The sequence below is a fragment of the Aeromonas sp. 2MA4 genome (genome assembly GCF_029237305.1).
In the GTDB taxonomy this organism is placed as follows: domain Bacteria; phylum Pseudomonadota; class Gammaproteobacteria; order Enterobacterales; family Aeromonadaceae; genus Aeromonas; species Aeromonas salmonicida.
The window spans coordinates 45,091-66,176 of record NZ_JAACFY010000010.1 but is presented as its reverse complement, the minus strand read 5'-3'; the positions used below and the strand labels follow the sequence as shown (position 1 = coordinate 66,176).

The following is a 21,086-nucleotide window of genomic DNA, read 5'->3' as shown; positions in this document are numbered from 1 at the left end:
TTTTACGACAGGATTCATCGAGTTGACATTGCATGTCATTGCTTTATGTTAGCCGGCAATGATAAAGCATTATTGCGGCCAGGGCTAACAGCCAAGTGCTGCTTTCCAATTCGGTCCCCGACTTATGTACGATCGCGATTCCCTGCTATTGCAATGGGCTCGCCGGATTTCCGGTGATGCCAACCTTGAGTTGACCCTGATTTCCGGTGACGCCAGTTTTCGCCGCTACTACCGTGGTGGTGGCTTGGTGTGGGTGGATGCCAATCCAAAAACCGAAAAAAATCATGAGTTTGTCCGCAATGCCTCTGCTTTGCATGCCATGGGGCTGCTGGCGCCCGAGATAAAGGGGGTGGACTATGATGATGGCCTGCTGGCTGTGACAGATCTGGGGGATACCCAGCTTATCAGCTGTCTGGATGCACAGAATGTGCTGGCCTGGTATGGCAAAGCCATCGCCTTGCTACCCAGACTGGGGGCGGTAGCACTGGCGCTGGAGCCCTTCGACGCTGCCTTTATGGCCCGTGAAAACAGTATTTTCCCCGAGTGGCTGCTGGGCCATCATCTGCAGCTGGCCCTGAGCGAGTCGGAACAACAGCTGCTGGATGATATGTTTGCCTGCCTCACTGCCAGCAATCTGGCTCAACCCCAGGGGGTGATGCACCGTGACTTTCACAGCCGCAACCTGATGGTCTGTGGTGGTGATACTCCAAACGGCAGCGAATTGGCCATCATCGATTTTCAAGACATGGTGATAGGTCCCCTCAGCTATGACCTCGTCTCCCTGCTGAAAGACTGTTACGTGCGCTGGCCCGACGATGTGATCGAGCAGGGCATGCGCCACGGCTTCGATACGCTGCAGCAGGCGGGTCTGCTTGGCGGGCTCGACTATGCCAGTTTCCGTCGTCATGCCGACCTGACAGGCATGCAGCGTCACCTGAAGGCGGCTGGTCTCTTCACTCGCCTCTATCACAGGGATGGCAAGTCCGGTTACCTCAAGGACATTCCCCGCACCCTGGGCTATGTGGTGGATGTGTGCCAGCAACATGGCGCCAGCTATCCGCAGCTGGCCCGCTTCGGTGCCTGGTTGCAGCAAGTGGTGTTGCCCGGGCTGGCCCGAGTGGCCGGAGCCCCGGTATGAAGGCGATGATCCTGGCTGCCGGCCGTGGCGAGCGGATGCGCCCGCTCACTGACACCTTGCCCAAGCCGCTGCTGGCGGCAGGGGGCAAGCCGCTCATAGTGCACCATATCGAAAAGCTCAAGGCCGCCGGCGTGACCCAGCTTGTCATCAACCACGCCTGGCTCGGCCACAAGCTGGTGGAAGCACTCGGTGACGGCAGTGCGTTCGGGGTCAGCATTCACTGGTCGGCAGAGGCGAGTGCGCTGGAAACCGCCGGTGGCATAGTGCAGGCGCTGCCCCTGCTTGGCGCCGATCCGTTTCTGGTGATCAACGGCGATACCTGGCTCAGTCTGGACTATCGCACCCTGGTCAACCAGCCACTGGGTACGGATCTGGCCCATCTCTGGCTGGTGCCCAATCCGCCCCAGCATCCTCATGGGGATTTCTCGCTTCACGCCGGTCGGGTGCAGGATGCGCCAGCCTTCACCTTCAGCGGTGTCGGGCTCTATGACCCCGCCGCCTTTGCCGATTTGCCGTCGGGGGCGCGCAAGCTGGCCCCCCTGCTGCGCGACTGGATGGCGCAAGGCCGGGTCGGTGGCGCCATGCTGGCCGGCGAGTGGCGCGATATTGGCACCACAGAGCGGCTGCGCGAGCTGAATGATCAGCTGCAACGGCGCACTCATTAACATCACGAGGTCTTGAACCATGCGTATTTGGGGTAAGGTGCTGGGCGCCTTCTTCGGTTTTCTGCTCGGCAACATCTTTGGTGCTCTGCTTGGCCTCTGGATCGGCCATCGTTTCGATCGGGGCATGGGTATTCGGGGCGCGTTTCAGCGTGGCCCCAGCCAACAACAACAGGCGGTATTTTTCCATGCCACTTTCGCCGTCATGGGCCATATCGCCAAGGCGAATGGCCAGGTAACAGAGCAGGAGATCCGGGTTGCCTCCAACCTGATGGATCGGATGCGACTGGTGGGAGATCAGCGAGCGCGCGCCCAGGAGTCGTTCCGTCTGGGCAAGGAGGCCGAGTTCCCGTTGCGGGAAACCCTGGCCGAGTTCCGTCGTGCCAGCCTGGGGCAGCGGGACATACTGCGTTTCTTCCTGGAGGTGCAACTGCAGGCAGCCTTTGCCGATGGCAAGGTCGAGGCCGACGAGCGCGCCATTTTGCATACCATCGCCGATGAGCTGGGCTTCAGCCGCATCGAGCTGGCCCGCATCCTGGCGATGGCCGAAGCGCAGATGAACTTTTTCAACCGGGCGCATGGCGGCCAGTATCAGGGCGGTGAGCACGGCGGGCAGCAGTATCGGCAGGATGCGCCGTCAGCGGATCGCCTCAAGGATGCCTACCAGTTGCTCGGGGTGAGCGAGAGCGACAGCGATCAGGACATCAAGCGCGCCTACCGCAAGGAGATGAGCAAGCATCACCCCGACAAGCTGGCCGCCAAGGGGCTGCCACCGGAGATGATGGAGATGGCGAAGGAGAAGACCCAGGAGATCCAGCAGGCCTGGGAATGGATCCGCGAGGCCCGCGGCATCCGTTGAGTGCCGCTATCTGTCCGCCATAAAAAATGCCCGTCGATGACGGGCATTTTTGTTTGCGAAAGTCAGGTTTAGTGGCTGTCGACCCAGACAAACTTGAGCACGAACAGCAGGGCGACCACCAGTACGCAGGGGTTGATCTCGCGCCAGCGGCCTGTACCTGCCTTCATCACGCAGTAGGAGATGAAGCCCACGGCGATCCCCTCCGTGATGGAGAAACTGAACGGCATCATGACAGCTGTCATGAAGGCCGGTACAGCTTCGGTCAGGTCTTCCCACTTCACCCGGGTCAGCTCGGAGCACATCAGCACGCCTACATAGATGAGGGCGCCGGCGGCGGCATAGGCAGGCACCATGGCCGCGACGGGGGAGAAGAAGATCGCCAGCAGGAACAGCAGGCCGACCACTATGGCGGTCAGGCCGGTGCGGCCACCGACGGCGACGCCGGAGCTGCTCTCGATAAAGGCGGTGACAGAGGAGGTACCCATGAAGGCGCCGCCGACCGAGCTCACGCTATCCACCAGAAGTGCCTGCTTCATGCGCGGGAAGTGACCCTTGTCGTCCGCCAGCTTGGCGCGGTTGGTGACGCCTATCAGGGTTCCGGAAGAGTCGAACAGGTTGACCAGCATGAAGGAGAAGATGATCCCCGCCAGGCTGATGTCGAGCGACCCCATCAAATCCAGCTGGCCGAATACCGGCTCTATGCTAGGGGGCATGGAGACGAAGCCCTTGAAGGTCACATCACCAAACAGCCAGCCCAGGGTGGTGGTGACCACTATGGCGATCAGCACGGCGGAGTGAACGCCGCGGGCTGAGAAGATGCAGATCAGGAAGAAACCGAGCAGCCCCAACAGGCAGGGCAGGGAGGTGAGATCGCCCACCGTCACCATGGTGGCCGGGCTCGCCACTACGATACCTGCGTTGTGCAGGCCGAGCAGGGCGATCAGCAGACCGATACCGGCGGTGATACCGACCCGCAGGGTGAGCGGGATATTGGCGATCAGCCAGTAACGTACCCGCAGCAGGGTGAGGATCAGCAGACCCATGGCACCCCAGAAGATGGTGCCCATGCCGACTTGCCAGGAATAGCCCATGCCGGCCACCACCACGAAGGCGAAGAAGGCGTTCAGTCCCATGGCCGGGGCCAGGGCGATGGGCAGATTGGCCAACAGGCCCATCAGTATGCTGCCGATGCCAGCGATAAGGCAGGTAGTGACGAACACGGCCTGGGTGTCCATGCCCGCCGCAGAGAGGATCTGCGGGTTGACGAACACGATATAGACCATGGTCAGGAAGGTGGTGATCCCGGCGATGACCTCGGTGCGGGCGGTAGTGCCATGGCCTTGCAGGGCAAACAAGCGCTCAAGCAATCCTTGCCCGGCGGCCTGATTGGCAGCTTGGTGTTGTTGGTTCATGTTGGATTCCAATAGGTGACGTGAAATAAGCAGCAGGAGAGTCGGCACCCCATCCATGCGTGGGCAAGGGGGCTGTTTTTCTGGTGACTAAGTGACCAGACTCGTCCTGATACCGTGACAGCGCGCACATTTTCACACAGGCGGCGCCGTTTACAAACCCCGGATCTGCGAAGCGGATCAATGAATAGAGCAAAAATTCAAACGTTTTCTTTTTGAGCAATAAAAAAGGTCCTCGATAGAGAACCTTTTATGGCTGACAGAGGCCGCGTCAGAGGGTCTTGAAGTAACGCTCCACCAACTGGGCCAGCACGGAGTCGAGTCTGTCCTGTACTTCCCCCAGCTCTCTACCGACACGACGCAGGAACAGACTGGCCTGCTCCTCGGTCAACTTGCGTCCCTCGATGAAGAACTCCTGCTCCGGCAACTGCTTGTCATAGCGCGGGATCAGCACCCAGCTCACCAGCTCGGGATAGATGGCGGCGAAGATCTTGGCGGCGGCGACACAGAAGGTCTCGATGTGTTCTTTGCCATCCGGCCCGAGGCAGCCGGGTTCGACCCGGATCTGGATGGTGAGTTTCTTCTCTGTGGGGGTCTGGGTCGTCATTTCGATACATCCATGCAAAGGCATCCGTCTTGGATTGTATGCCAAAAGGCAATAGAAAGGGGAGCCGAAGCTCCCCTTGTGACGCCGTCACCCTTATTTGGTGATGCGTTTGTATTTTGCGCGATGGGGCTGGATCGCCTCGGCGCCGTAGGTCTTCTTCTTCCACTCTTCGTATTCGGTAAAGTTGCCTTCGAAGAAGGCAATATTACCCTCGTCCTGGTAGTCCAGGATGTGAGTGGCGATGCGGTCGAGGAACCAGCGATCGTGGGAGATGACCATGGCACAACCTGGGAACTCCAGCAGGGCGTTCTCGAGGGCGCGCAGGGTTTCGATGTCCAGATCGTTGGTCGGTTCATCCAGCAGCAGTACGTTGCCACCGGTCTGTAGCAGCTTGGCCAGATGCAGACGGCCACGTTCACCACCGGAGAGCTCGCCGACCCGCTTCTGCTGATCGGCGCCCTTGAAGTTGAAGCGGCCGATATAGGCGCGGCTCGGGAACTCGTAGTTGCCGATGCGCAGTATGTCCTGACCGTCAGCGACCTCTTCGAATACCGTCTTCTTGTCATCCATGCTGTCGCGGAACTGATCCACAGAGGCCAGCACCACGGTTTCACCCAGGGTGATGGTGCCGGAATCCGGCTGCTCCTGACCCGACATCATGCGGAACAGGGTCGACTTACCGGCACCGTTCGGGCCGATAATGCCGACGATGGCCCCTTTCGGAATGGCAAACGACAGATCGTCGATCAGCACCCGATCACCGTAGGATTTGCGCAGGTTGGCCACTTCCAGCACCTTGTCGCCGAGGCGGGGTCCGGGCGGAATGAACAGCTCGTTGGTCTCGTTGCGTTTCTGGTAGTCGTTGGTGTTGAGCTCTTCGAAGCGAGCCATACGGGCCTTGGACTTGGCCTGACGACCTTTCGGATTCTGACGAACCCACTCCAGCTCTTTCTCGATGGACTTGCGACGAGCCGCTTCGGAGCTGGCCTCCTGGGCCAGGCGGGCATCTTTCTGCTCCAGCCAGGAGGAGTAGTTGCCTTCCCACGGGATACCTTCGCCGCGGTCCAGTTCCAGGATCCAGCCTGCCACGTTGTCGAGGAAGTAGCGGTCGTGGGTGATGGCCACCACAGTGCCTTCGTAGTCGTGCAGGAAGCGCTCCAGCCAGGCCACGGATTCCGCATCCAGGTGGTTGGTCGGCTCGTCCAGAAGCAGCATGTCCGGCTTTTCCAGCAGCAGACGGCACAGCGCCACACGGCGGCGCTCACCACCGGAGAGGTGCTGGATCTTGGCGTCCCAGGCCGGCAGACGCAGGGCATCGGCCGCGCGCTCCAGCTGGTTTTCCATGTTGTGGCCACCCTGGGCCTGGATGATGGCTTCCAGCTCGCCCTGTTCGCGGGCCAGCTTGTCAAAATCTGCATCCGGATCGGCGTAGGCCGCATAGACCTCGTCCAAGCGAGCCATGGCGCGTTTGACGTCGCCGACGGCCTCTTCCACCGCTTCGCGGACTGTCTGCTCCGGATCCAGCTTCGGCTCCTGGGGCAGGTAGCCGATCTTGATGCCGGGCTGCGGACGGGCTTCCCCTTCGATCTCGGTATCTATGCCGGCCATGATGCGCAGCAGGGTGGACTTACCGGCACCGTTCAGGCCCAGTACGCCTATCTTGGCGCCCGGGAAGAAGCTCAAGGAGATGTTCTTGAGGATATGACGCTTGGGCGGCACTACCTTGCCGACCCGGTTCATGGTGTAAATAAATTGAGCCATTGGCTAATTCTCTTCCTATTCAGCAGGTTAATGTCTTGGCACTAACAGACTGATGTCGTGGTGGGGCCAGGTCGACACGCCGTCAACCCGGTTCCAAAAAACGCTCCGATTGTAAACCAATGGGGGAAGGGGGGCAAAGGCAGGGCCCGGCTTGTAGCCCTCTTTGCCGCAGCCGTCACATCCGGCTGTGCGCTGGGGGCACGCCTGGCATGATGAGGGCTCTTTTTGTGCCAAAGCCGCCATATTTGGCTGTTCGTCGCTGACCAGCCTTGCCGGGCAATATTTTCGCTGGCTGCGAGCGAGACATTGGGTTGTACCTGGCTCTGATTGCCGGTCGCGGGTTGGGAAGGGGACCGACGTCTATTTCCAGATCGGGCATGAACGGGTGAGGGTTACTTCCCCTTGTGACCGGCGAAGTAGAGCACTCGCCGCACATATTGTTGGGTCTCCTGATAGGGGGGGATGCCGCCGTACTGTTCCACCGCTCTCTCTCCTGCGTTGTAGGCTGCCGACATCAGTACCCAGTTGCCATCAAACCGGCGATCCAGCCACTTGAGATAGGTCACGCCACCCTTGATGTTCTGTGCCGGATCGAAGGGGCGAGTCACGCCGAAGCGCTGTTGGGTTTCCGGTATGAGCTGCATCAGCCCCTGGGCATTCTTGGGGGAGACGGCGCGGCTGTTGAGGTTGGATTCGGCAATGGCGATGGCCAGCACCAGCCGCTCATCGAGGCTGTGGTGTTTGGCGGCGTGGCGCAACATGGCGGCCAGTTTCTGTTTGGTTGGTGACTGGCGGGCCAGGTAGGCATCCAGATTGAAAGGGGTATTGGGGATCTCGGCAAAGTAACTGCCTGCTCCCCCGCCGACGCCGGCGCCACACTGATCCCCCATGATGGCGTTGCCGATGCGGGCATTGTAGTAGCGGGCGGCTTGCTGATTGCCAAGGCGCATTGCCATGGCGAGGTAGGCGTTGGCCATCTTGGGGTTGCGCACCGAGCCCGGGCCGGTGGCAAGCAGGCGACCGATGCGAAAATAGCCTTCCGGGTTGCCCGTCGTGGCGGCGGCACAATAGAAGTGAATGGCTTGGGTCAAATTACCCTGGCTCTGCGCCACCTGACCCTTTTTCAGGGCAGTGAGCGCCTTGGGGGCTTGTCTGAAATCCCTGCTTTGCGCTGCAGCCTGCACAGTACCGGCCAGCAACAGCGATAAAAAAAGCAGCAAAAACAGCCTGTTTTCGCTGAGGCTCGCCATGGATTCTCTCCTGTTGGGGTACAGAAGATATAGGGGAACATGGCCCGATCTGCCATTAATCCAGTGGATCCTGTTGTTATGACGCCACCTGCCCAGAGATCAAAATGGTATGGAACCAATGGCAAATACAGGCCCGTGTGGGATGCCGGTGGGCATTGGAAGGGACAGTCCCATCACAAGGGGTAGCAAAAGTGGCTTGCGATGGGGGAAACCTGTGATGACTCATGTTCCACGCCGCACTATTTAGTCAGGATTGCACGTTCATGTCGCCGGGGGGCTCACCCCGGCCGGTAATAGTCAAGATACCAGCGCACAAACTCGGCGACTCCCTGCCTGAGCGGGGTGGCGGGGCGGGTACCCGTGAGGGTGTGAAGGGGCTCGCTGTCGGCCCAGGTGGCGTGCATGTCGCCAGCCTGCATGGGCAGCATCCGCTTGATGGCGGGCTTGTCCAGCGCCTGCTCCAGCGCCTCGATAAAATCGAGCAGCCGCACCGGCCGGCCGTTGCCTATGTTGAGGATGTGATAGGGGGCAGCGCTCTCGGCCTGGCTGTCCTGACTGGCGTGCCAGTGCGGATTGGCGCGGGGCGGCAGCTCGGCGATGGCGAGTATGCCGTCCACTATGTCGTCTATGTAGGTAAAGTCGCGGCTGAGATCCCCGTGGTTGTACACATCGATGGGCTCGCCCGCCAGGATGGCGCGGGTGAACTTGGCGATGGCCATGTCGGGGCGACCCCAGGGGCCATAGACGGTGAAAAAGCGCAGGCCTGTGGTAGGCAGACCATAGATCGCAGAGTAGGAGTGGGCCATCAGTTCGCCACTCTTCTTGGTGGCGGCATAGAGAGAGACGGGGTGATCTACCCGCTGTTCGGCACAGAAGGGCATCAGATCGCTCAGGCCATAGACAGAGCTGGAGGAGGCGTAGATCAGATGGTTTATGCCGTGCTGGCGGCACCCTTCCAGTACAGTCAGCATGCCGGTGAGATTGCTGTCGGCATAGGCGAACGGATTTTCCAGTGAGTGACGTACCCCCGCCTGGGCGCCCAGGTGGATCACCCGCTCGAACTGGCCGTTGGTGAACAGGTTTGCCATGGCATCCCGATCTGCTAGTTCCCGCTGTTCGAAGCGAAAATGAGGAAAGGGGAGCAGCCGGGCCAGTCGCGCCTGTTTCAGGCTTACCTCGTAGTAGTCGTTCAGATTATCCAGCCCCACCACCTGATGGCCTGCCTCGCATAGCCGTTTGGCCACGTGAAAGCCGATAAAGCCAGCGGCGCCTGTCACCAGATACTTCATGAGTGTTGTCCTGTGCTGATCATTGGGGTCTCTGGTCCTGAACGGGGACTGGAAAATGGCTGTGGGCTTTGTACCAGAGCGCGCACGCCAGCGCCACGTCGTTCCGGCGACATGGCGGGCGATGGCGGAGCTCGTCAGGCGCGGCATGCTGCATCTTGGTGCACGGCCTGTCAATGGAGAATGACAGGCACCAAAACGGGGCGTTTCCCGGAGCTATTGTGATCATGGTCGCAAAAAATAGACTGGACCCCATAACGAAGCCCTGCGGACAGGGCTCGCGTCCGCCACTGCGGCAAAAACACTCTTTTCACTTCGCTATTGGATACAGGTTATGGACAACACCCCGGGCTCTGCGGACTCGCACGCTTTTGTGCACCCGTTTTATGAAGATGTTCTCGCCCTGCTGACGGCAGCCGGTTTCGTTTCTCTCGGTATCTTCCTGTTTCATCAGGTTGGCCTGCTCACCGGCGGTACCGCCGGGCTGGCGCTCTTGCTGCAACAGGTGACGGGCCTGAGCTTCGGCCTGCTGTTCTTCGGTATCAATCTGCCGTTCTACGCCCTGGCCTGGCTGAGGATGGGGCCGCGCTTCACCCTCAACACCTTCGTCTCGGTGGCGGCTGTCTCCTTCATGACGGATCACCTCAACGCCGTGCTGCAGATAGGCAAGATTGAGCCCGTCTATGCTGCCCTGATCGGTGGCACCCTGATTGGCATGGGGCTGCTCATCATGTTCCGCCACAAATCCAGCCTGGGTGGCTTCAACATATTGGCGCTGTTTATTCAGGACCGCTTTGGCATCCGCGCTGGCAAGCTGCAAATGGGGCTGGACTGCACCATAGTCGTTGCCTCCTGCTTCGTGGTGCAGCCCTGGATCCTGGCCCTCTCGGTAGTGGCGGCCATCATCTGTAACCTAGTGTTGACACTCAATCACAAGCCGGGCCGCTATCAGATAGCGTGAGAACCCGATATTGCACTCATCCGATATCCGTATCGGGTGTTGACGTTCAACGACACAAGCCGGGCCGTTATCAGATAGCGTGAGCCAGAACTTCTCTCACAATCAAAAAGAGCGCCTGATGGCGCTCTTTTGCTATCCAGGATCCCGACCCCTCTCACACCACCATGGGCAGGCCTGTCTCAGGGTGATGGATCACCTGAGCGGGATAATCATAGAGGCGGTCGATCAAGGCCGGGGTCAGTACCTCGGCCGGGGTGCCATCAGCCAGCAGCCTGCCCTGATCCAGCATCACCAGTCGATCGGCGTAGCGCGCCGCCAGATTGAGGTCGTGCAGCACCACCAGTACGGCCGTGTTGCGGGCAGCCAGGGCACGAGCCATGGTGAGCAGCTGGTGCTGATATTTGAGGTCGAGCGCCGAGGTGGGTTCGTCCAGCAACAACAGGCGCGCCTGCTGGGGATCGTCCGGTGCTTGCCAGATCTGGGCCAGCACTCTGGCAAACTGCACCCGCTGTCGCTCCCCCCCGGATAGGCCGGGATAGAGACGTCTGGCCAGGTGATCGACCCCGGCGTGGGTCATGGCGGCCCGCACTATCTCGTCCCGTCGGCTGCCGGGCTCAGTGTGGGGCAGGCGCCCCATGGCGACCACCTCTTCGCACAGAAACGGAAAGTTGAGAGACGAGCTCTGCGGCAGCACGCCGACGCGGTGGGCCAGCTCTCTGCTGGCCCAGGCTTGCCGCTCCCGGTCAAACAGATTGATTTCCCCTTCGTACTCCAGCTCGCCGGTCAGGCATTTGAGCAGTGAGCTCTTGCCTGCGCCGTTTGGGCCCAGCAGGGCGGTGAGCGTGCCGCCTTGCAGTGTGAGGTCGAGTCTGTCCAGGATGGGGCGGCAACCACGGGTGAGGCTGAGCTGGTGGCAGCGCAGCAGAGGGGATGATATTGACAAGGTGAGACCTCCGGTTAAAGCGTCCGGCGGCCCTTGACCAGCAGCCAGATAAAGAAGGGAGCGCCCAGCAGGGCAGTAATGATGCCCACCGGCAACTCGGCTGGCGCCATCAGGGTGCGAGCCAGCATGTCGGCGCCCAGCAGCAGGGCAGCGCCGAGCAAAGCTGAAAGCGGCAACAGTCTGACATGGTTGGGCCCGGCCAGCAGTCGCACCAGATGGGGCACCACCAGACCGACGAAGCCGATCATGCCCGCCACGGCGACGGCGACACCGACCCCAGCGGCGGTGAGCAAGATAAGGCGCCGCTTGAGGGATTGCACATTCACTCCCAGATGACGGGCTTCCCCTTCCCCCAGCAACAGGGCGTTGAGGGGATTGGCATCGCGCATGAACAGCAGCAGCAGGGCGATCAGGGTAGCCAGTGCCAGCGCCACATCCACCGGTTTGCCTGCCGCCAGTGTGCCCATCTGCCACAGGCTCAGGTTGCGCAGCATCTGGTCGTCGGCCAGATAGGTGAGCAGGCCGATCACTGCGCCGGAAAGTGCCGTGATGGCGACCCCGGCCAGCAACATGACGGTGACGGAGGTGCCACCTTCCCGAGTGCCGAGCAAATATACCAGCGTAGTGGTGAGCGCGCCGCCGAGAAAGGCGAGCAACGGCAGCAGGCCGATGCCGAGAAGACTCTGCCACTGCTGGCCGAGAGGGGCCAGCAGCACTATGGCCAGCGCGGCACCGAGGGCGGCCCCGCCGGAGACGCCAATGATGCCGGGATCGGCCAGCGGATTGCGAAACAGCCCCTGCATGACGGCGCCACAGAGGCCGAGAATGCCGCCCACCGCTATGCAGAGCAGGGTACGGGGCAGGCGGATCTCCTGCACGATCAGCAGCTTGTGGGCTTCAATGCCGCTTTCCTGACCGGCAAACAGGGCGCGCAGACTTTCGCCGAGGGAGAGCGCCATAGGGCCGGTCGCCAGGGATCCGACCAGCAGCAGTGCCAGCGCGGCGCTGGTGAGGCAAAGCAACCAGGGCAATGGCAGGCGCATCATGAGCCCAGCTTGATCCACTTGGCGATCTGGTTCGCCTGTTGCAGCGAGGTGAGACTGAGACCCCCTTGCAGGGCGTGGCCGTCGATGGCGTGGATGGCTCGATTCTTACCTGCCGGCGTCGCTGCGAGCGCGGGCACCTGTGCCAGCACGGTTTGTGGATCCTGATATTGTTGCCAGTCGCGGCCGCTCACCAGCACCAGGTCCGGCTGCAGCTTGATCAGGGCTTCGGCAGAGACGGGTTTGTAGTCGCTCAGCTGGTCTACCGGATTGATGCCGCCCGCCAGGGTGAGCAGGGCGCTGGCGGTGGTGTTGCCGCCGGCTATGCTGGTGGGTTGCCCCTTGTGCAGCAGCAGGAAGGCGACCTTGAGCGGCCTGTTCTGTTTAGCCTGCGCGGCCAGCTGATCGGTCTGGGTCTGGATCTCGGCCTTGAGTGCCGCTCCGGCGGCCGGGTCATTGAGCAGCTTGGCCAGGGTATCGATACGCTGGTTGAGGTTGGCCAGGGTCGGTGCCGTCTCCAGCACACTCACTGCTACGCCTGCACGGCGCAGTTGATCCAGCGCCGGCGGCGGCCCCATCTCGTCGCTGCCGATCAGGCGAGTCGGCGCCAGACTGAGGATCCCCTCGGCGGAGAGGGCACGGTGATAACCGACCCTGGGCAGATTTTTCGGTTCAACGCTGCTGATGTCGGTGGCGACGAGGCTCTGTTCACCGCCCAGCGCCAGAATGAGCTCTGTGGTGGCAGGACCTATGCTGACGATACGTTCCTGCGCGCTTGCTAGCAGGGAAAGAGCTGAGCAGCTCAGCAGGGTGAGTGCGAGGGCAAAACGACGGCCCATGCTAACCTCCGAAGGGTGAATGAAGTTGGGTTTGCGCCGAGAATATCAAGTCGGTGAAAAAAATGCACTGAGAATGAAAGCGATTATCAATTGCATTGGTTTGGGCGCTTTATTACAGTATTCGCCATGACAGAAGAGGGATGCAGAACGTATCCCCAGGGAGAACCGATGAGCATTGCACAACGCATTCATGAGCTGCTGGAGCAAGATCCCAGCGCCCATCCTTCCAGCATTGCCACTCAGCTGGCGGTCAGCGAGTGGGAGGTGGTGCGCCACCTGCCCGACGAGCTGGTGACCCGGGTCCCCGCCGAGCAGGCTGAAGCCCTGCTGGCGGATCTGGCCGACTGGGGTCAGGTGACTACCATTGTCGAATCCGATGGCTCCATTTTCGAGGTGAAGGCGCCCTTTCCCAGGGGCAAGAACGCCCGTGGCTACTACAACCTGATGGGGCGTGACGGCGAGATGCACGGCCATCTCAAGCTCGACAACGTGGTTGGCATTGCCCTGGTCAGCAAGCTGTTTATGGGTAAAGAAGGCCACTCTTTCCAGTTCTTCGGCCACAGCGGCCGCTGTATTTTCAAGGTCTATCTGGGACGTGATGAGCAGCGCAAGCTGTTGCCTGCCCAGGTGGAGCGTTTCATGGCCTTGCGCCACCAGTACCAAGAGGAAGTAAAAGCATGAGTGAACGTCAGGAGCGTCTGCAGAATCGTCTGCAACCGGAGATCCGCGAGTTTCGCGACGGTTGCCGCACCCTGCAACTGGCGACGGTGGACAGCGAAGGCAACCCCAATGCCAGCTATGCCCCCTTCGTGCTGCAGGAAGATGGCTACTATGTGCTCATCTCTGAAATCGCCCGTCACGCCCGCAACCTGCAACAGGTACCCAAGGTATCGCTGATGCTGATCGAGGACGAGACAGGTGCCCGTGAGCTGTTCGCCCGCAAGCGTCTCACCTTTGATGCACTGGCCGAAGTAGTGGCTCGTGACGACGTGCGCTGGAGTCAGGCGATTGCCGCGCTGGAAGGGCGTTTTGGCGAGATAGTCAAAGGGCTGTCCAATCTCAAGGATTTCGTGCTGTTTCGCCTCAAACCCGAGCAGGGGTTGTTCGTCAAAGGCTTCGGCCAGGCATTTCGCGTCTCAGGTGACGAGCTGGTGGATTTCGTGCATCTGGTGGAAGGGCACAAACGGGTCGACAACGGTGCCGAGCTGACCAGCCCGGCCGATGCGCCAGTCTGACGACAGGCCTTTGCAATAAAAAACGGGCAGCCCAGGCTGCCCGTTTTTTATTGCGTGTCACACCAGAGAGCTAGTCCTGCCAGGAAGCCTTGTTGGGGAAGGCATCGCGATCGGCCTGGCTGGCCGTCTCGTTGCACTCGCCCCGGATCTTCCAGGAAGTCTGGCTGAGGATGATATAGCCATTGTGGCAATACTTCCGTTCGGCCAGGGTCTGGGTCAACTGTGCATCCTGCAGAGCTTCACGCCGTTCCAGCAGACTCTTGCTGCGACTCAGGCGATTGCCGTCGTTCTCCTCCAGCCGGGTAGGCAGGGTGTCGAACGGTGCGGCTTCAAACGTGAAACGCTTGCTCCCCTCTTCGTTGATCTGGGTTCTAAACAGGGGGGCCGGGCCATCCGGCTGACGCCCCGGCAAACCGGAGCAGGCAGAAATTGCCGGTAACAACAGCATGAATGCAACGGCAGACAGTAGACGCACACAAGACTCCAATCCGGTGATCACTTCAAGGCTGGCAGATTAACACGCCAGCTCGGGCTGGGTGGCTTCGAGCAATTCATCCGTCGTGAGCAGGGTCACGGTTCTGCCCTTTGGCAGGCTCAGGTGCTCCCACATCCAGTGGTGATGCTCGATGATTTTTTCTGCACTCAGGTGAGGACGATCCGCCGTGGTGTGGGCATCCGTCACCGCGAATACGTCAAATCCCCGGGCGGCGGCGCTGCGCAGCGTGGTGTCGACACAAAAATCGGTGGCACAGCCGCAGATCAGCAGGCGATCCACTGCCTGTTCCGCCAGCAGAAAGCCGAGCTCTGTATCGAGGAAGCTGTCGCAGGCGGTCTTGCTCACCCTGCTGTCGCTGCGCGCCGGGAGCAAATCGGCGTGGAGCTGCCAGCCTGCACTGCCGGGTTCCAGTTCAGAACCCGGTGCGTCGTGCTGCACATAGATGACACGGCCCTGATTGGCCCGCACGCTGTCTGCCAGACGATTGATATTGGCAATGACCTGCGCGTCCTGATGGCGGGGATGAGCAAACAGCCCTTGTTGCATGTCGATGACCAGTAACACATCCATATGGAATCCTTAGGCGATTTTCAGGGTTGCAGCCATTGGCTGCAGTCACGGCTTCGGGATTGATGCAGTGCGCCCATATCTTGCTTCATTTCATCTGCATTTAGCCAGCGTTCTGGCAGAGGTGTGATCCGGACCCGTATATCGGCAACTTGCCCGGCGGGGATCTGTGCATTCGTCTGCGATAGAGTCTCTGGCACCACCAGCGCGACTTTGAGCGAAGGGTTGCGATTGGCGATGCGGCTGGCGAGCCCCAGGCCCCCCTCGACGTGGAAGTTGCCGGCGATGTGCATGATGCGCCGGCCGGGATGCTGCTTGAGATAATCGACCATGCTTTCGGCCATGGTGTCATCCCAGCTGGTCTGGGCGGCGAAGCGGCGGGCATTGCCGTCGGCATCACCGTGGTGGAGCGAGGCCATGAATTTCTGGCGATAGCCATCGTCGGTGAGCGTCAGCTCGCGGGCAAGCTGGCTGCGGCGGTTGGCGGGGAGCTTGTCGAGCCACTGTGGCCCCTCCTGACCGACACAGCTCACCAGCGGCTTGGGGGCGTTGGCTGCGATGACCGGCAGATGGTGCTGTTTGGCAAACTCCACCAGCGGGCGATAGTCGCTCTGGTAGTTGGGCCAGGCGTTGCCATCGCGAATGAGGGCCGCCTCACCTATGCGCCCGGCCAGATAGGCATCCACCACGGCTTGATCGGCACGGCTGAACTGCTCCATGGAGAGCACAAGGGCACGACCATCGGCCCGGGATGCTTCTTCCAGCCCCGCCAGCAGACGGGCCTGCAGCAGGTGTACGGCAGGATGGGTATGCAGTTCGCCCACCAGCACTATGTCGGCGTCCGCCACCCGATCCACCGCCTGTGTCAGCGTCAGCTCACCTTGGCCTGCATCGGACTGGCCTGCGCTGAGCTGATAGTGGTAGAGGGTGCCGGCATCGTTACCGGGCGGTGTGGCGCAGGCGGCCAGCAGCAGGGGAAGGGTGAGCAGGGGCAGTAGTCGGGTCATGGTATCTCACAACGAAGAAGAGCCGAGGCCATACGATGACAGCATGGCGAGCTGGAAAACAGAGGGGAATAGTGTAGAACCTAACTATGACAAAAGAAAATGAGAATGATTCCTTTTATTGTTGATCTTTGTTGCGAGCTAAGTAATATGCCAGCTGTTTGATAACAGTTCTCAATAAGGATTCACAGTGGCGCACAACAACACCCTCTCGCTGGTTGCCCTTGCCGTGGCGGCCGGCCTCGCTTCCCCGGTTTTTGCGGCGGACAAGAAAGCAGATGAAGTCATGGTCGTCAGCGGCTCACGGATGGAGCAAAAACTGGAAGATGTTTCCGGTCCCATCACTGTGATCACGGCCAGGCAGATTGAAGAGCAGGCGGTGAGCAACGTTGCCGACCTGTTCCGTTACGAGCCGGGCGTGACTGCGATAGGCGGTGCTGGTGATGCCCAGACCTTCGTCATCCGTGGCATGGGTGAAAACCGGGTCAAGATGGTGCGTGACGGTGTGCGCCAGAACGATGCCTACAAGAACGGCGGGGTCGGCCAGAGCTACTTCGACACCGACATGATCAAGCAGATAGAAGTGGTCAAGGGGCCTGCGTCGGCGGCCTACGGCTCCGATGCCCTGGGCGGCGTCATCGCCATCACCACCAAGGATGCCAGCGATTTCCTCCGGGGCCGCGACAGCTATCTGGACGTGACCAGCGGTTACGCCTCCAGCAGCCATCAGAACATGGCCGGTTTTACCGGGGCCCTGCGCAGCGGCGAGTTCGAAAACCTGCTGCGCTACACCTGGCGTGACGGCGGTGTGACCCAGAACTACGATGGCGACAAGAAGGAGTTCGACATCGTCAGCCAGGCCGTGCTGTTCAAGAGCCAGTGGAACCTGAGCGACGATCAATTCCTGAAACTGACCGTCGACTACTTCAACGAAGGGCAGGATCCGGATGCCGTCGATCTCACCAAGGCAGGCTCCGTCTTCAATCAGCCGATCACCGACAAGGACACGGACAACCTCTCCCTGATGCTGGATCACGGCATCGCCCTGAACGCGCCCTGGGTCGATCGCATCGACAGCAAAGTCTACTATGCCCGCACCAAGCAGACCCTGGATCAGTACGCCTCTTCCAAGTATCCGGTCAGACCGGGCAACCCCTATGTGACCAAGAACTCGCTGGACAGCAACGGCTTCGAGCAAGAGAGCCTGGGGGCCCAGGTGAAATTCAGCAAGGCACTGGCCAGTCAGCGCCTTGCCTGGGGCCTGGAGTATGAGCATACCGACAACGAGCGCACCCGTTTCAAGGCGCCGACCACGCCGGGTGATTTCGTTGGCTACAGCGAGCTGAGCTTCCCGTCCACTACTACGGAACACGGTGCCCTGTGGGCCTTCGACGAGCTGAAATTTGGCGAGCGCTGGGTACTGACGCCGGGTGTTCGCTACGACTACTACCGTATGAACCCGGATCAGGATCCCGCCTACACGGGCGAAAACCTCAAGAAGTTCTCCGAAGGGGAGTTCTCGCCCAAGCTGGGGCTGGTGTTCAAGGCACACGAGGCGGCCAATCTGTTTGCCCAGTACAGCCATGGCTACAAGACCCCCATGTATGACAACGCCTTCTCGACCCTGAACCACCAGGCGTATGGCTATCGCATCGAGCCAAATGCCAACCTCAAGCCCGAGAGCAGCGATGGCATCGATCTGGGGGTGCGCGGCGATGCCGGCGGCTTCAGCTACGAAGTGGCGACTTTCTACAACAAGTTTGACGACTTCATCGAGCTGACCCAGGTCGGCACCGAGGGTCGCACCGCCCTTTATCAGTACCAGAACCTGGACAAGGCGACCACCAAGGGGGTCGAGGCCAAGGCTGACTACTGGTTGAATGACCTGGTCAACGTCTGGGGCAACCTGGCTTACATCGAAGGCAAGGATGGGGATGGCAACTACATCAACAGCCTGAGCCCGCTCAACGGCAGTGTGGGTGTGCGTCTGGAACAGGCGAACTGGAACATCAACACGGCGCTGCGCTTTGCCGATGACATGGACAAGGTGGGCAAGGATGCCAGAGGCAACGACAACATCAAGAGCGCCGGCTGGGGTGTGGTGGATCTCTACGCCCAGTTCAAGCCCATACAGGATCTGCAGCTCAACGTCGGTGTCTTCAACCTGTTTGACAAGGAGTATGTCAGCTACGAGAACATCACTGGGCAGAGCGCTACCGCCAACACCAGCAACAAGACAGAGCCGGGCCGCAACCTGAGCGCACGGGTCAAGTACGTCTTCTAATGCCGGTGAGCAGCACGCACATCTTATGACTCAGGGGCCGCAAGGCCCCTTTTCTGTGGGCTGAAACCGGCCCATGACCACTAAAAAAAGAAACCCGCCAGAAGCGGGTAGAAAGATTGCAACACTAACCAGGAGGTGGTGTTACTCAATAGACTCCGCTCTTGTGGCAATAGTTCAATTTTATTAATGTTTTTCATTTTTGCTTCCCCTCGGGATCGCAGGATCCTCCCCTGCAAATCGGTTATCATTTGTGCCCCTTCTTCTCGCTGTCGAGGATCTATGCCCGCCTTCTCCTGGTTAGCCCTGTTCTTTGGCGCCTTCTACTTCGTCTATGGTGCCTATCTGCCGTTCTGGTCGCTCTGGCTGGAGGGGATTGGCGTGAGCGCCGAGATGATAGGTCTGTTGCTGGGAGCCGGGATGGCGATCCGCTTCGCTGGCAACCTGTTGGTGATGGGGCAGATCAAAGGGGCGGAGCACCTGCTGCCCATCACCCGGCTGCTCTGTCTGCTGAGTCTGCTGGCTTTCCTCGGCTTTTATCTGAGCCATAACCTCTGGTGGCTGGTGGGCTTGACCCTGGTGGCGAATTTCATCTACCCGACCCTGATGCCGGTGGGGGAGGCGCTCGCCACCCGCATGGTGGTGCAGGCCCATCTCGACTACGGCAAGGTGCGGCTGTGTGGCTCGTTCGCTTTCATCGTTGCATCTACTCTGGTGGGATCGCTGGTGGGGAATTTTGGCAGCGACTGGGTGCTGCATACCATGGTGGCGGGATTGCTGCTCATGCTGTTGCTCAGCTGGTTGCCGCTGCATCCGGCGCCCCGCGACATTCAGGGAGAGCGGGCGAAAGCCTCCCTGCTCGATACCCTCAAGTCCCCCTCGGTACGCCGCTTCTTGTTGATCTCGGCCCTGCTGCAGGGCAGCCATGCCGCCTACTACGGCTTCAGTGCCATGCACTGGAAGGCGGCAGGTTACAGCGGTACCACCATAGGTTATCTGTGGGCGCTGGGGGTGGTGGCGGAGATAGGCATGTTCGCCGCCGACAAGCGCTTCCTCAACCGCTTCGGCGCCCAGACTCTGTTTCTGGTGGGGGCGATCGGGTGCGTGGTGCGCTGGATCCTGCTCGGTGCCTCCACCGAGCTCCTGGTGCTGGTGGCGGGCCAATTGCTTCATGCGGTCACCTTCTGCGTCAGTCATCTCGGCGCCGTGCGCTTCATGACCCGTCAGTTGCCGACGGAGCAGCTGATCCCCACCCAGGCACTCTACGCGGCGCTCGGTCTCGGCATGACGGTGGCCGCCCTGATGACACTCTCTGGCCTGCTGTTCGAGCCTCTCGGTGGCGGCATCTTCTTCATCATGGTGCTGGTGGTGGTGCCCGTTTTCTTCCTGCGGCTGCGCCCTGGCGAGGTGGCCTCCGCCTGATCTTGGCCGACAATGTCTTGGCCAAAAATGTCCTGGCCGAACATGAAGGTGCCAGACAAAGTGAAGGGGAGCATGTGCTCCCCTTTTTGCATATCGCTCGCCTCACGCTGGCTCGCTCAGATAGCGGCTGATCAGGGAATGCCAGACCTCGGCACCCAGGGTGCCCGCCAGCAAGGTGCTGGAGGCCGCGTCGAAGCGACCATCCTCTTGCCAGGAGAGGTGTGGCAAGAGTGCCGACAGGGTACGGTGATGGCGTTGCAGGGCCAGATCCAGTGCCTCCCAGAAGGCGCTCCCTTTCACGTAGAAAAGGGGATAGTAGGAGAGATCCCCCGCCTGGACCGCATCACTGGCCCGATAGAGGCCTGCCTTGGCATGGGGCAGACGGTCTTCGCGCTGCGCCAGCTCGTCGGCGGCCGTGGTGGTGTCCAGACGGAAGCGGTGCAGCGACTTGATGGCAAGGTACTCCGCCAGGCTTTCGGCGACCCAGGTCGGTCTGGCCCGGGTGTCGAGCATGTGCACCGCCTCGTGGGCACTGGTGCGCAGCAGGCGCAGTGGGGCATCGGCGGTGGGCTGGTTGTCGCTGACCGGATAGTTGGCGACAAAGGCCCCGGCACCTGCGGCGCCTCCCTGCGAGTGGGTACTGATGTCGCGCGCCAGCCACACCAGTTGCCAGGGCTGGCGTGGGGGCGGGGAATCGAGCTGGAAGGCGAGGTAATCGATGATGGCCTCCAGCTTCTTTTGCATGCTGGCGATATTCAGCGCCCCGGCCATCCCATCGTGATGGATCTGCAGACGTGCTCCCTGCCGAGACTGGGTTGTCGCTGGCAGGGCGAAGGGCAGGATCAGTGGTGGCTCGTCCATGCGGGGCATGGGGTGGCACTGGCCATCGGGCAGGCAGACCCGGCCTGGTTGTGCACCCTGCTGGCGCGGGAAATTCCCCCATTCGGTGACCAGCCAGCCGCCTTGCGGAAAGTAGAGGCTCTGCTGGGCAGAGGCATCGGCCCCGGTTGCCGGCACTGGCTTGAGCGTCACCTGCCAGCTCAGCTCGCGGCACCGGATGGGCTGGCCCGGCTTGACCCTGACGCCGCTCTCCAGACAGGTAAGTGCAGGCAACCCCTGTTGCGGTGTGCCGCGCAAGGTACGGGCGGGCAGAAGAGTGAAAGGTTGTGTCCCTTCCGGGGTGAAGCGGATCAGCAGGGTGTCGGGTTTGGCGTTGGCCATGAGCTGATAGCTTGGGCCGGGCGGGACCTCGGCGGCTGCTCCCCAGAAGGGGAGCAGCAACAGACTCTGGATGACGGGTGGAAGGGTCATGGCATCGTTCCT

General features: G+C 60.8%; 20 protein-coding genes. 8 read left to right on the top strand and 12 right to left on the bottom strand.

Annotated elements, in window-relative coordinates:
* The first annotated feature begins 124 nt into the window (after positions 1 to 124).
* Genes GWQ31_RS11985 through djlA form a run of 3 tightly spaced genes read left to right on the top strand, consistent with a single transcriptional unit; the run spans position 125 to position 2,659 of the window.
* On the top strand, positions 125 to 1,138 hold the full coding sequence (locus GWQ31_RS11985; RefSeq protein ID WP_275909443.1) for a phosphotransferase: 1,014 nt from the start codon (positions 125 to 127) through the stop codon (positions 1,136 to 1,138).
* A complete protein-coding gene (gene murU, locus GWQ31_RS11980; protein ID WP_096120084.1) occupies positions 1,135 to 1,803 on the top strand; it encodes an N-acetylmuramate alpha-1-phosphate uridylyltransferase MurU in 669 nt (222 codons plus the stop codon). The genes GWQ31_RS11985 and murU overlap by 4 nt, the downstream gene beginning before the upstream one ends.
* 19 nt (positions 1,804 to 1,822) lie before the next feature.
* The gene (gene djlA / locus GWQ31_RS11975) at positions 1,823 to 2,659 is read left to right on the top strand and encodes a co-chaperone DjlA (RefSeq protein ID WP_021138352.1); all 837 of its coding nucleotides are present in this window, start codon (positions 1,823 to 1,825) and stop codon (positions 2,657 to 2,659) included.
* 68 nt (positions 2,660 to 2,727) lie between these two features.
* Here the strand turns inward: djlA and GWQ31_RS11970 are convergent, their stop codons facing one another.
* From GWQ31_RS11970 to GWQ31_RS11950, 5 genes are all read right to left on the bottom strand, one after another.
* The gene (locus tag GWQ31_RS11970) at positions 2,728 to 4,071 is read right to left on the bottom strand and encodes an NCS2 family permease (protein ID WP_275909442.1); all 1,344 of its coding nucleotides are present in this window, start codon (positions 4,069 to 4,071) and stop codon (positions 2,728 to 2,730) included.
* A gap of 268 nt (positions 4,072 to 4,339) precedes the next feature.
* Entirely contained in the window at positions 4,340 to 4,675 is a 336-nt protein-coding gene (locus GWQ31_RS11965) for a hypothetical protein (RefSeq protein WP_021138350.1), read from the bottom strand.
* 93 nt (positions 4,676 to 4,768) lie between these two features.
* Complete coding sequence (gene ettA, locus GWQ31_RS11960; RefSeq protein WP_017412471.1) at positions 4,769 to 6,436, bottom strand: energy-dependent translational throttle protein EttA; 1,668 nt, start codon at positions 6,434 to 6,436, stop codon at positions 4,769 to 4,771.
* A 392-nt stretch (positions 6,437 to 6,828) separates the two neighbouring features.
* The gene (locus tag GWQ31_RS11955; protein WP_275909441.1) at positions 6,829 to 7,686 is read right to left on the bottom strand and encodes a lytic transglycosylase domain-containing protein; all 858 of its coding nucleotides are present in this window, start codon (positions 7,684 to 7,686) and stop codon (positions 6,829 to 6,831) included.
* A 278-nt stretch (positions 7,687 to 7,964) separates the two neighbouring features.
* Positions 7,965 to 8,975 (bottom strand): NAD-dependent epimerase, encoded by a 1,011-nt coding sequence (locus GWQ31_RS11950; protein ID WP_219598436.1) that lies wholly within the window; start codon positions 8,973 to 8,975, stop codon positions 7,965 to 7,967.
* Between the two features lie 331 nt (positions 8,976 to 9,306).
* On the opposite strand from GWQ31_RS11950, the gene GWQ31_RS11945 reads away from it, so the two are divergent.
* Positions 9,307 to 9,933, top strand: coding sequence for a YitT family protein (locus GWQ31_RS11945; protein ID WP_275909440.1), 627 nt, complete (start codon positions 9,307 to 9,309; stop codon positions 9,931 to 9,933).
* Between the two features lie 154 nt (positions 9,934 to 10,087).
* Here GWQ31_RS11945 and GWQ31_RS11940 read toward each other — a convergent pair whose 3' ends face one another.
* The 3 genes from GWQ31_RS11940 to GWQ31_RS11930 are packed head-to-tail and all read right to left on the bottom strand — an operon-like array spanning position 10,088 to position 12,758.
* Positions 10,088 to 10,876 (bottom strand): heme ABC transporter ATP-binding protein, encoded by a 789-nt coding sequence (locus GWQ31_RS11940; protein WP_275909439.1) that lies wholly within the window; start codon positions 10,874 to 10,876, stop codon positions 10,088 to 10,090.
* A gap of 14 nt (positions 10,877 to 10,890) precedes the next feature.
* Positions 10,891 to 11,922, bottom strand: a complete 1,032-nt coding sequence (locus GWQ31_RS11935) for an iron ABC transporter permease (protein ID WP_169046694.1) — start codon at positions 11,920 to 11,922, stop codon at positions 10,891 to 10,893.
* A complete protein-coding gene (locus tag GWQ31_RS11930) occupies positions 11,919 to 12,758 on the bottom strand; it encodes an ABC transporter substrate-binding protein (RefSeq protein WP_275909438.1) in 840 nt (279 codons plus the stop codon). The genes GWQ31_RS11935 and GWQ31_RS11930 overlap by 4 nt, the downstream gene beginning before the upstream one ends.
* A gap of 168 nt (positions 12,759 to 12,926) precedes the next feature.
* On the opposite strand from GWQ31_RS11930, the gene hutX reads away from it, so the two are divergent.
* Entirely contained in the window at positions 12,927 to 13,439 is a 513-nt protein-coding gene (gene hutX, locus GWQ31_RS11925; RefSeq protein WP_275909437.1) for a heme utilization cystosolic carrier protein HutX, read from the top strand.
* Complete coding sequence (gene hutZ / locus GWQ31_RS11920; protein ID WP_005311733.1) at positions 13,436 to 13,993, top strand: heme utilization protein HutZ; 558 nt, start codon at positions 13,436 to 13,438, stop codon at positions 13,991 to 13,993. The genes hutX and hutZ overlap by 4 nt, the downstream gene beginning before the upstream one ends.
* A 70-nt stretch (positions 13,994 to 14,063) precedes the next feature.
* Here the strand turns inward: hutZ and GWQ31_RS11915 are convergent, their stop codons facing one another.
* Genes GWQ31_RS11915 through GWQ31_RS11905 form a run of 3 tightly spaced genes read right to left on the bottom strand, consistent with a single transcriptional unit; the run spans position 14,064 to position 16,063 of the window.
* Positions 14,064 to 14,468 (bottom strand): hypothetical protein, encoded by a 405-nt coding sequence (locus GWQ31_RS11915; protein WP_005311736.1) that lies wholly within the window; start codon positions 14,466 to 14,468, stop codon positions 14,064 to 14,066.
* Between the two features lie 39 nt (positions 14,469 to 14,507).
* Positions 14,508 to 15,059: a cysteine hydrolase family protein gene (locus GWQ31_RS11910; RefSeq protein WP_275909436.1), complete on the bottom strand. Its 552-nt coding sequence runs from the start codon at positions 15,057 to 15,059 to the stop codon at positions 14,508 to 14,510.
* A gap of 20 nt (positions 15,060 to 15,079) precedes the next feature.
* Complete coding sequence (locus GWQ31_RS11905) at positions 15,080 to 16,063, bottom strand: ChaN family lipoprotein (protein ID WP_275909435.1); 984 nt, start codon at positions 16,061 to 16,063, stop codon at positions 15,080 to 15,082.
* A gap of 187 nt (positions 16,064 to 16,250) precedes the next feature.
* Between GWQ31_RS11905 and GWQ31_RS11900 the strand changes: the two genes are divergently transcribed.
* The gene (locus tag GWQ31_RS11900; RefSeq protein WP_271786817.1) at positions 16,251 to 18,344 is read left to right on the top strand and encodes a TonB-dependent hemoglobin/transferrin/lactoferrin family receptor; all 2,094 of its coding nucleotides are present in this window, start codon (positions 16,251 to 16,253) and stop codon (positions 18,342 to 18,344) included.
* Positions 18,345 to 18,623: 279 nt separating this feature from the next.
* Complete coding sequence (locus GWQ31_RS11895; RefSeq protein ID WP_275909434.1) at positions 18,624 to 19,763, top strand: 3-phenylpropionate MFS transporter; 1,140 nt, start codon at positions 18,624 to 18,626, stop codon at positions 19,761 to 19,763.
* Positions 19,764 to 19,865: 102 nt separating this feature from the next.
* Here the strand turns inward: GWQ31_RS11895 and GWQ31_RS11890 are convergent, their stop codons facing one another.
* Positions 19,866 to 21,074, bottom strand: coding sequence for a hypothetical protein (locus GWQ31_RS11890; RefSeq protein ID WP_275909433.1), 1,209 nt, complete (start codon positions 21,072 to 21,074; stop codon positions 19,866 to 19,868).
* Positions 21,075 to 21,086 lie beyond the last annotated feature (12 nt).

Coding starts and splice junctions, on each gene's coding strand:
- GWQ31_RS11965 (WP_021138350.1), bottom strand. CDS start 4,675: ATGACGACCCAGACCCCCACAGAGAAGAAACTCACCATCCAGATCCGG.
- GWQ31_RS11985 (WP_275909443.1), top strand. CDS start 125: ATGTACGATCGCGATTCCCTGCTATTGCAATGGGCTCGCCGGATTTCC.
- GWQ31_RS11910 (WP_275909436.1), bottom strand. CDS start 15,059: ATGGATGTGTTACTGGTCATCGACATGCAACAAGGGCTGTTTGCTCAT.
- GWQ31_RS11890 (WP_275909433.1), bottom strand. CDS start 21,074: ATGACCCTTCCACCCGTCATCCAGAGTCTGTTGCTGCTCCCCTTCTGG.
- GWQ31_RS11895 (WP_275909434.1), top strand. CDS start 18,624: ATGCCCGCCTTCTCCTGGTTAGCCCTGTTCTTTGGCGCCTTCTACTTC.
- GWQ31_RS11930 (WP_275909438.1), bottom strand. CDS start 12,758: ATGGGCCGTCGTTTTGCCCTCGCACTCACCCTGCTGAGCTGCTCAGCT.
- GWQ31_RS11950 (WP_219598436.1), bottom strand. CDS start 8,975: ATGAAGTATCTGGTGACAGGCGCCGCTGGCTTTATCGGCTTTCACGTG.
- GWQ31_RS11905 (WP_275909435.1), bottom strand. CDS start 16,063: ATGACCCGACTACTGCCCCTGCTCACCCTTCCCCTGCTGCTGGCCGCC.
- GWQ31_RS11945 (WP_275909440.1), top strand. CDS start 9,307: ATGGACAACACCCCGGGCTCTGCGGACTCGCACGCTTTTGTGCACCCG.
- GWQ31_RS11935 (WP_169046694.1), bottom strand. CDS start 11,922: ATGATGCGCCTGCCATTGCCCTGGTTGCTTTGCCTCACCAGCGCCGCG.
- GWQ31_RS11970 (WP_275909442.1), bottom strand. CDS start 4,071: ATGAACCAACAACACCAAGCTGCCAATCAGGCCGCCGGGCAAGGATTG.
- hutX (WP_275909437.1), top strand. CDS start 12,927: ATGAGCATTGCACAACGCATTCATGAGCTGCTGGAGCAAGATCCCAGC.
- murU (WP_096120084.1), top strand. CDS start 1,135: ATGAAGGCGATGATCCTGGCTGCCGGCCGTGGCGAGCGGATGCGCCCG.
- GWQ31_RS11955 (WP_275909441.1), bottom strand. CDS start 7,686: ATGGCGAGCCTCAGCGAAAACAGGCTGTTTTTGCTGCTTTTTTTATCG.
- djlA (WP_021138352.1), top strand. CDS start 1,823: ATGCGTATTTGGGGTAAGGTGCTGGGCGCCTTCTTCGGTTTTCTGCTC.
- hutZ (WP_005311733.1), top strand. CDS start 13,436: ATGAGTGAACGTCAGGAGCGTCTGCAGAATCGTCTGCAACCGGAGATC.
- ettA (WP_017412471.1), bottom strand. CDS start 6,436: ATGGCTCAATTTATTTACACCATGAACCGGGTCGGCAAGGTAGTGCCG.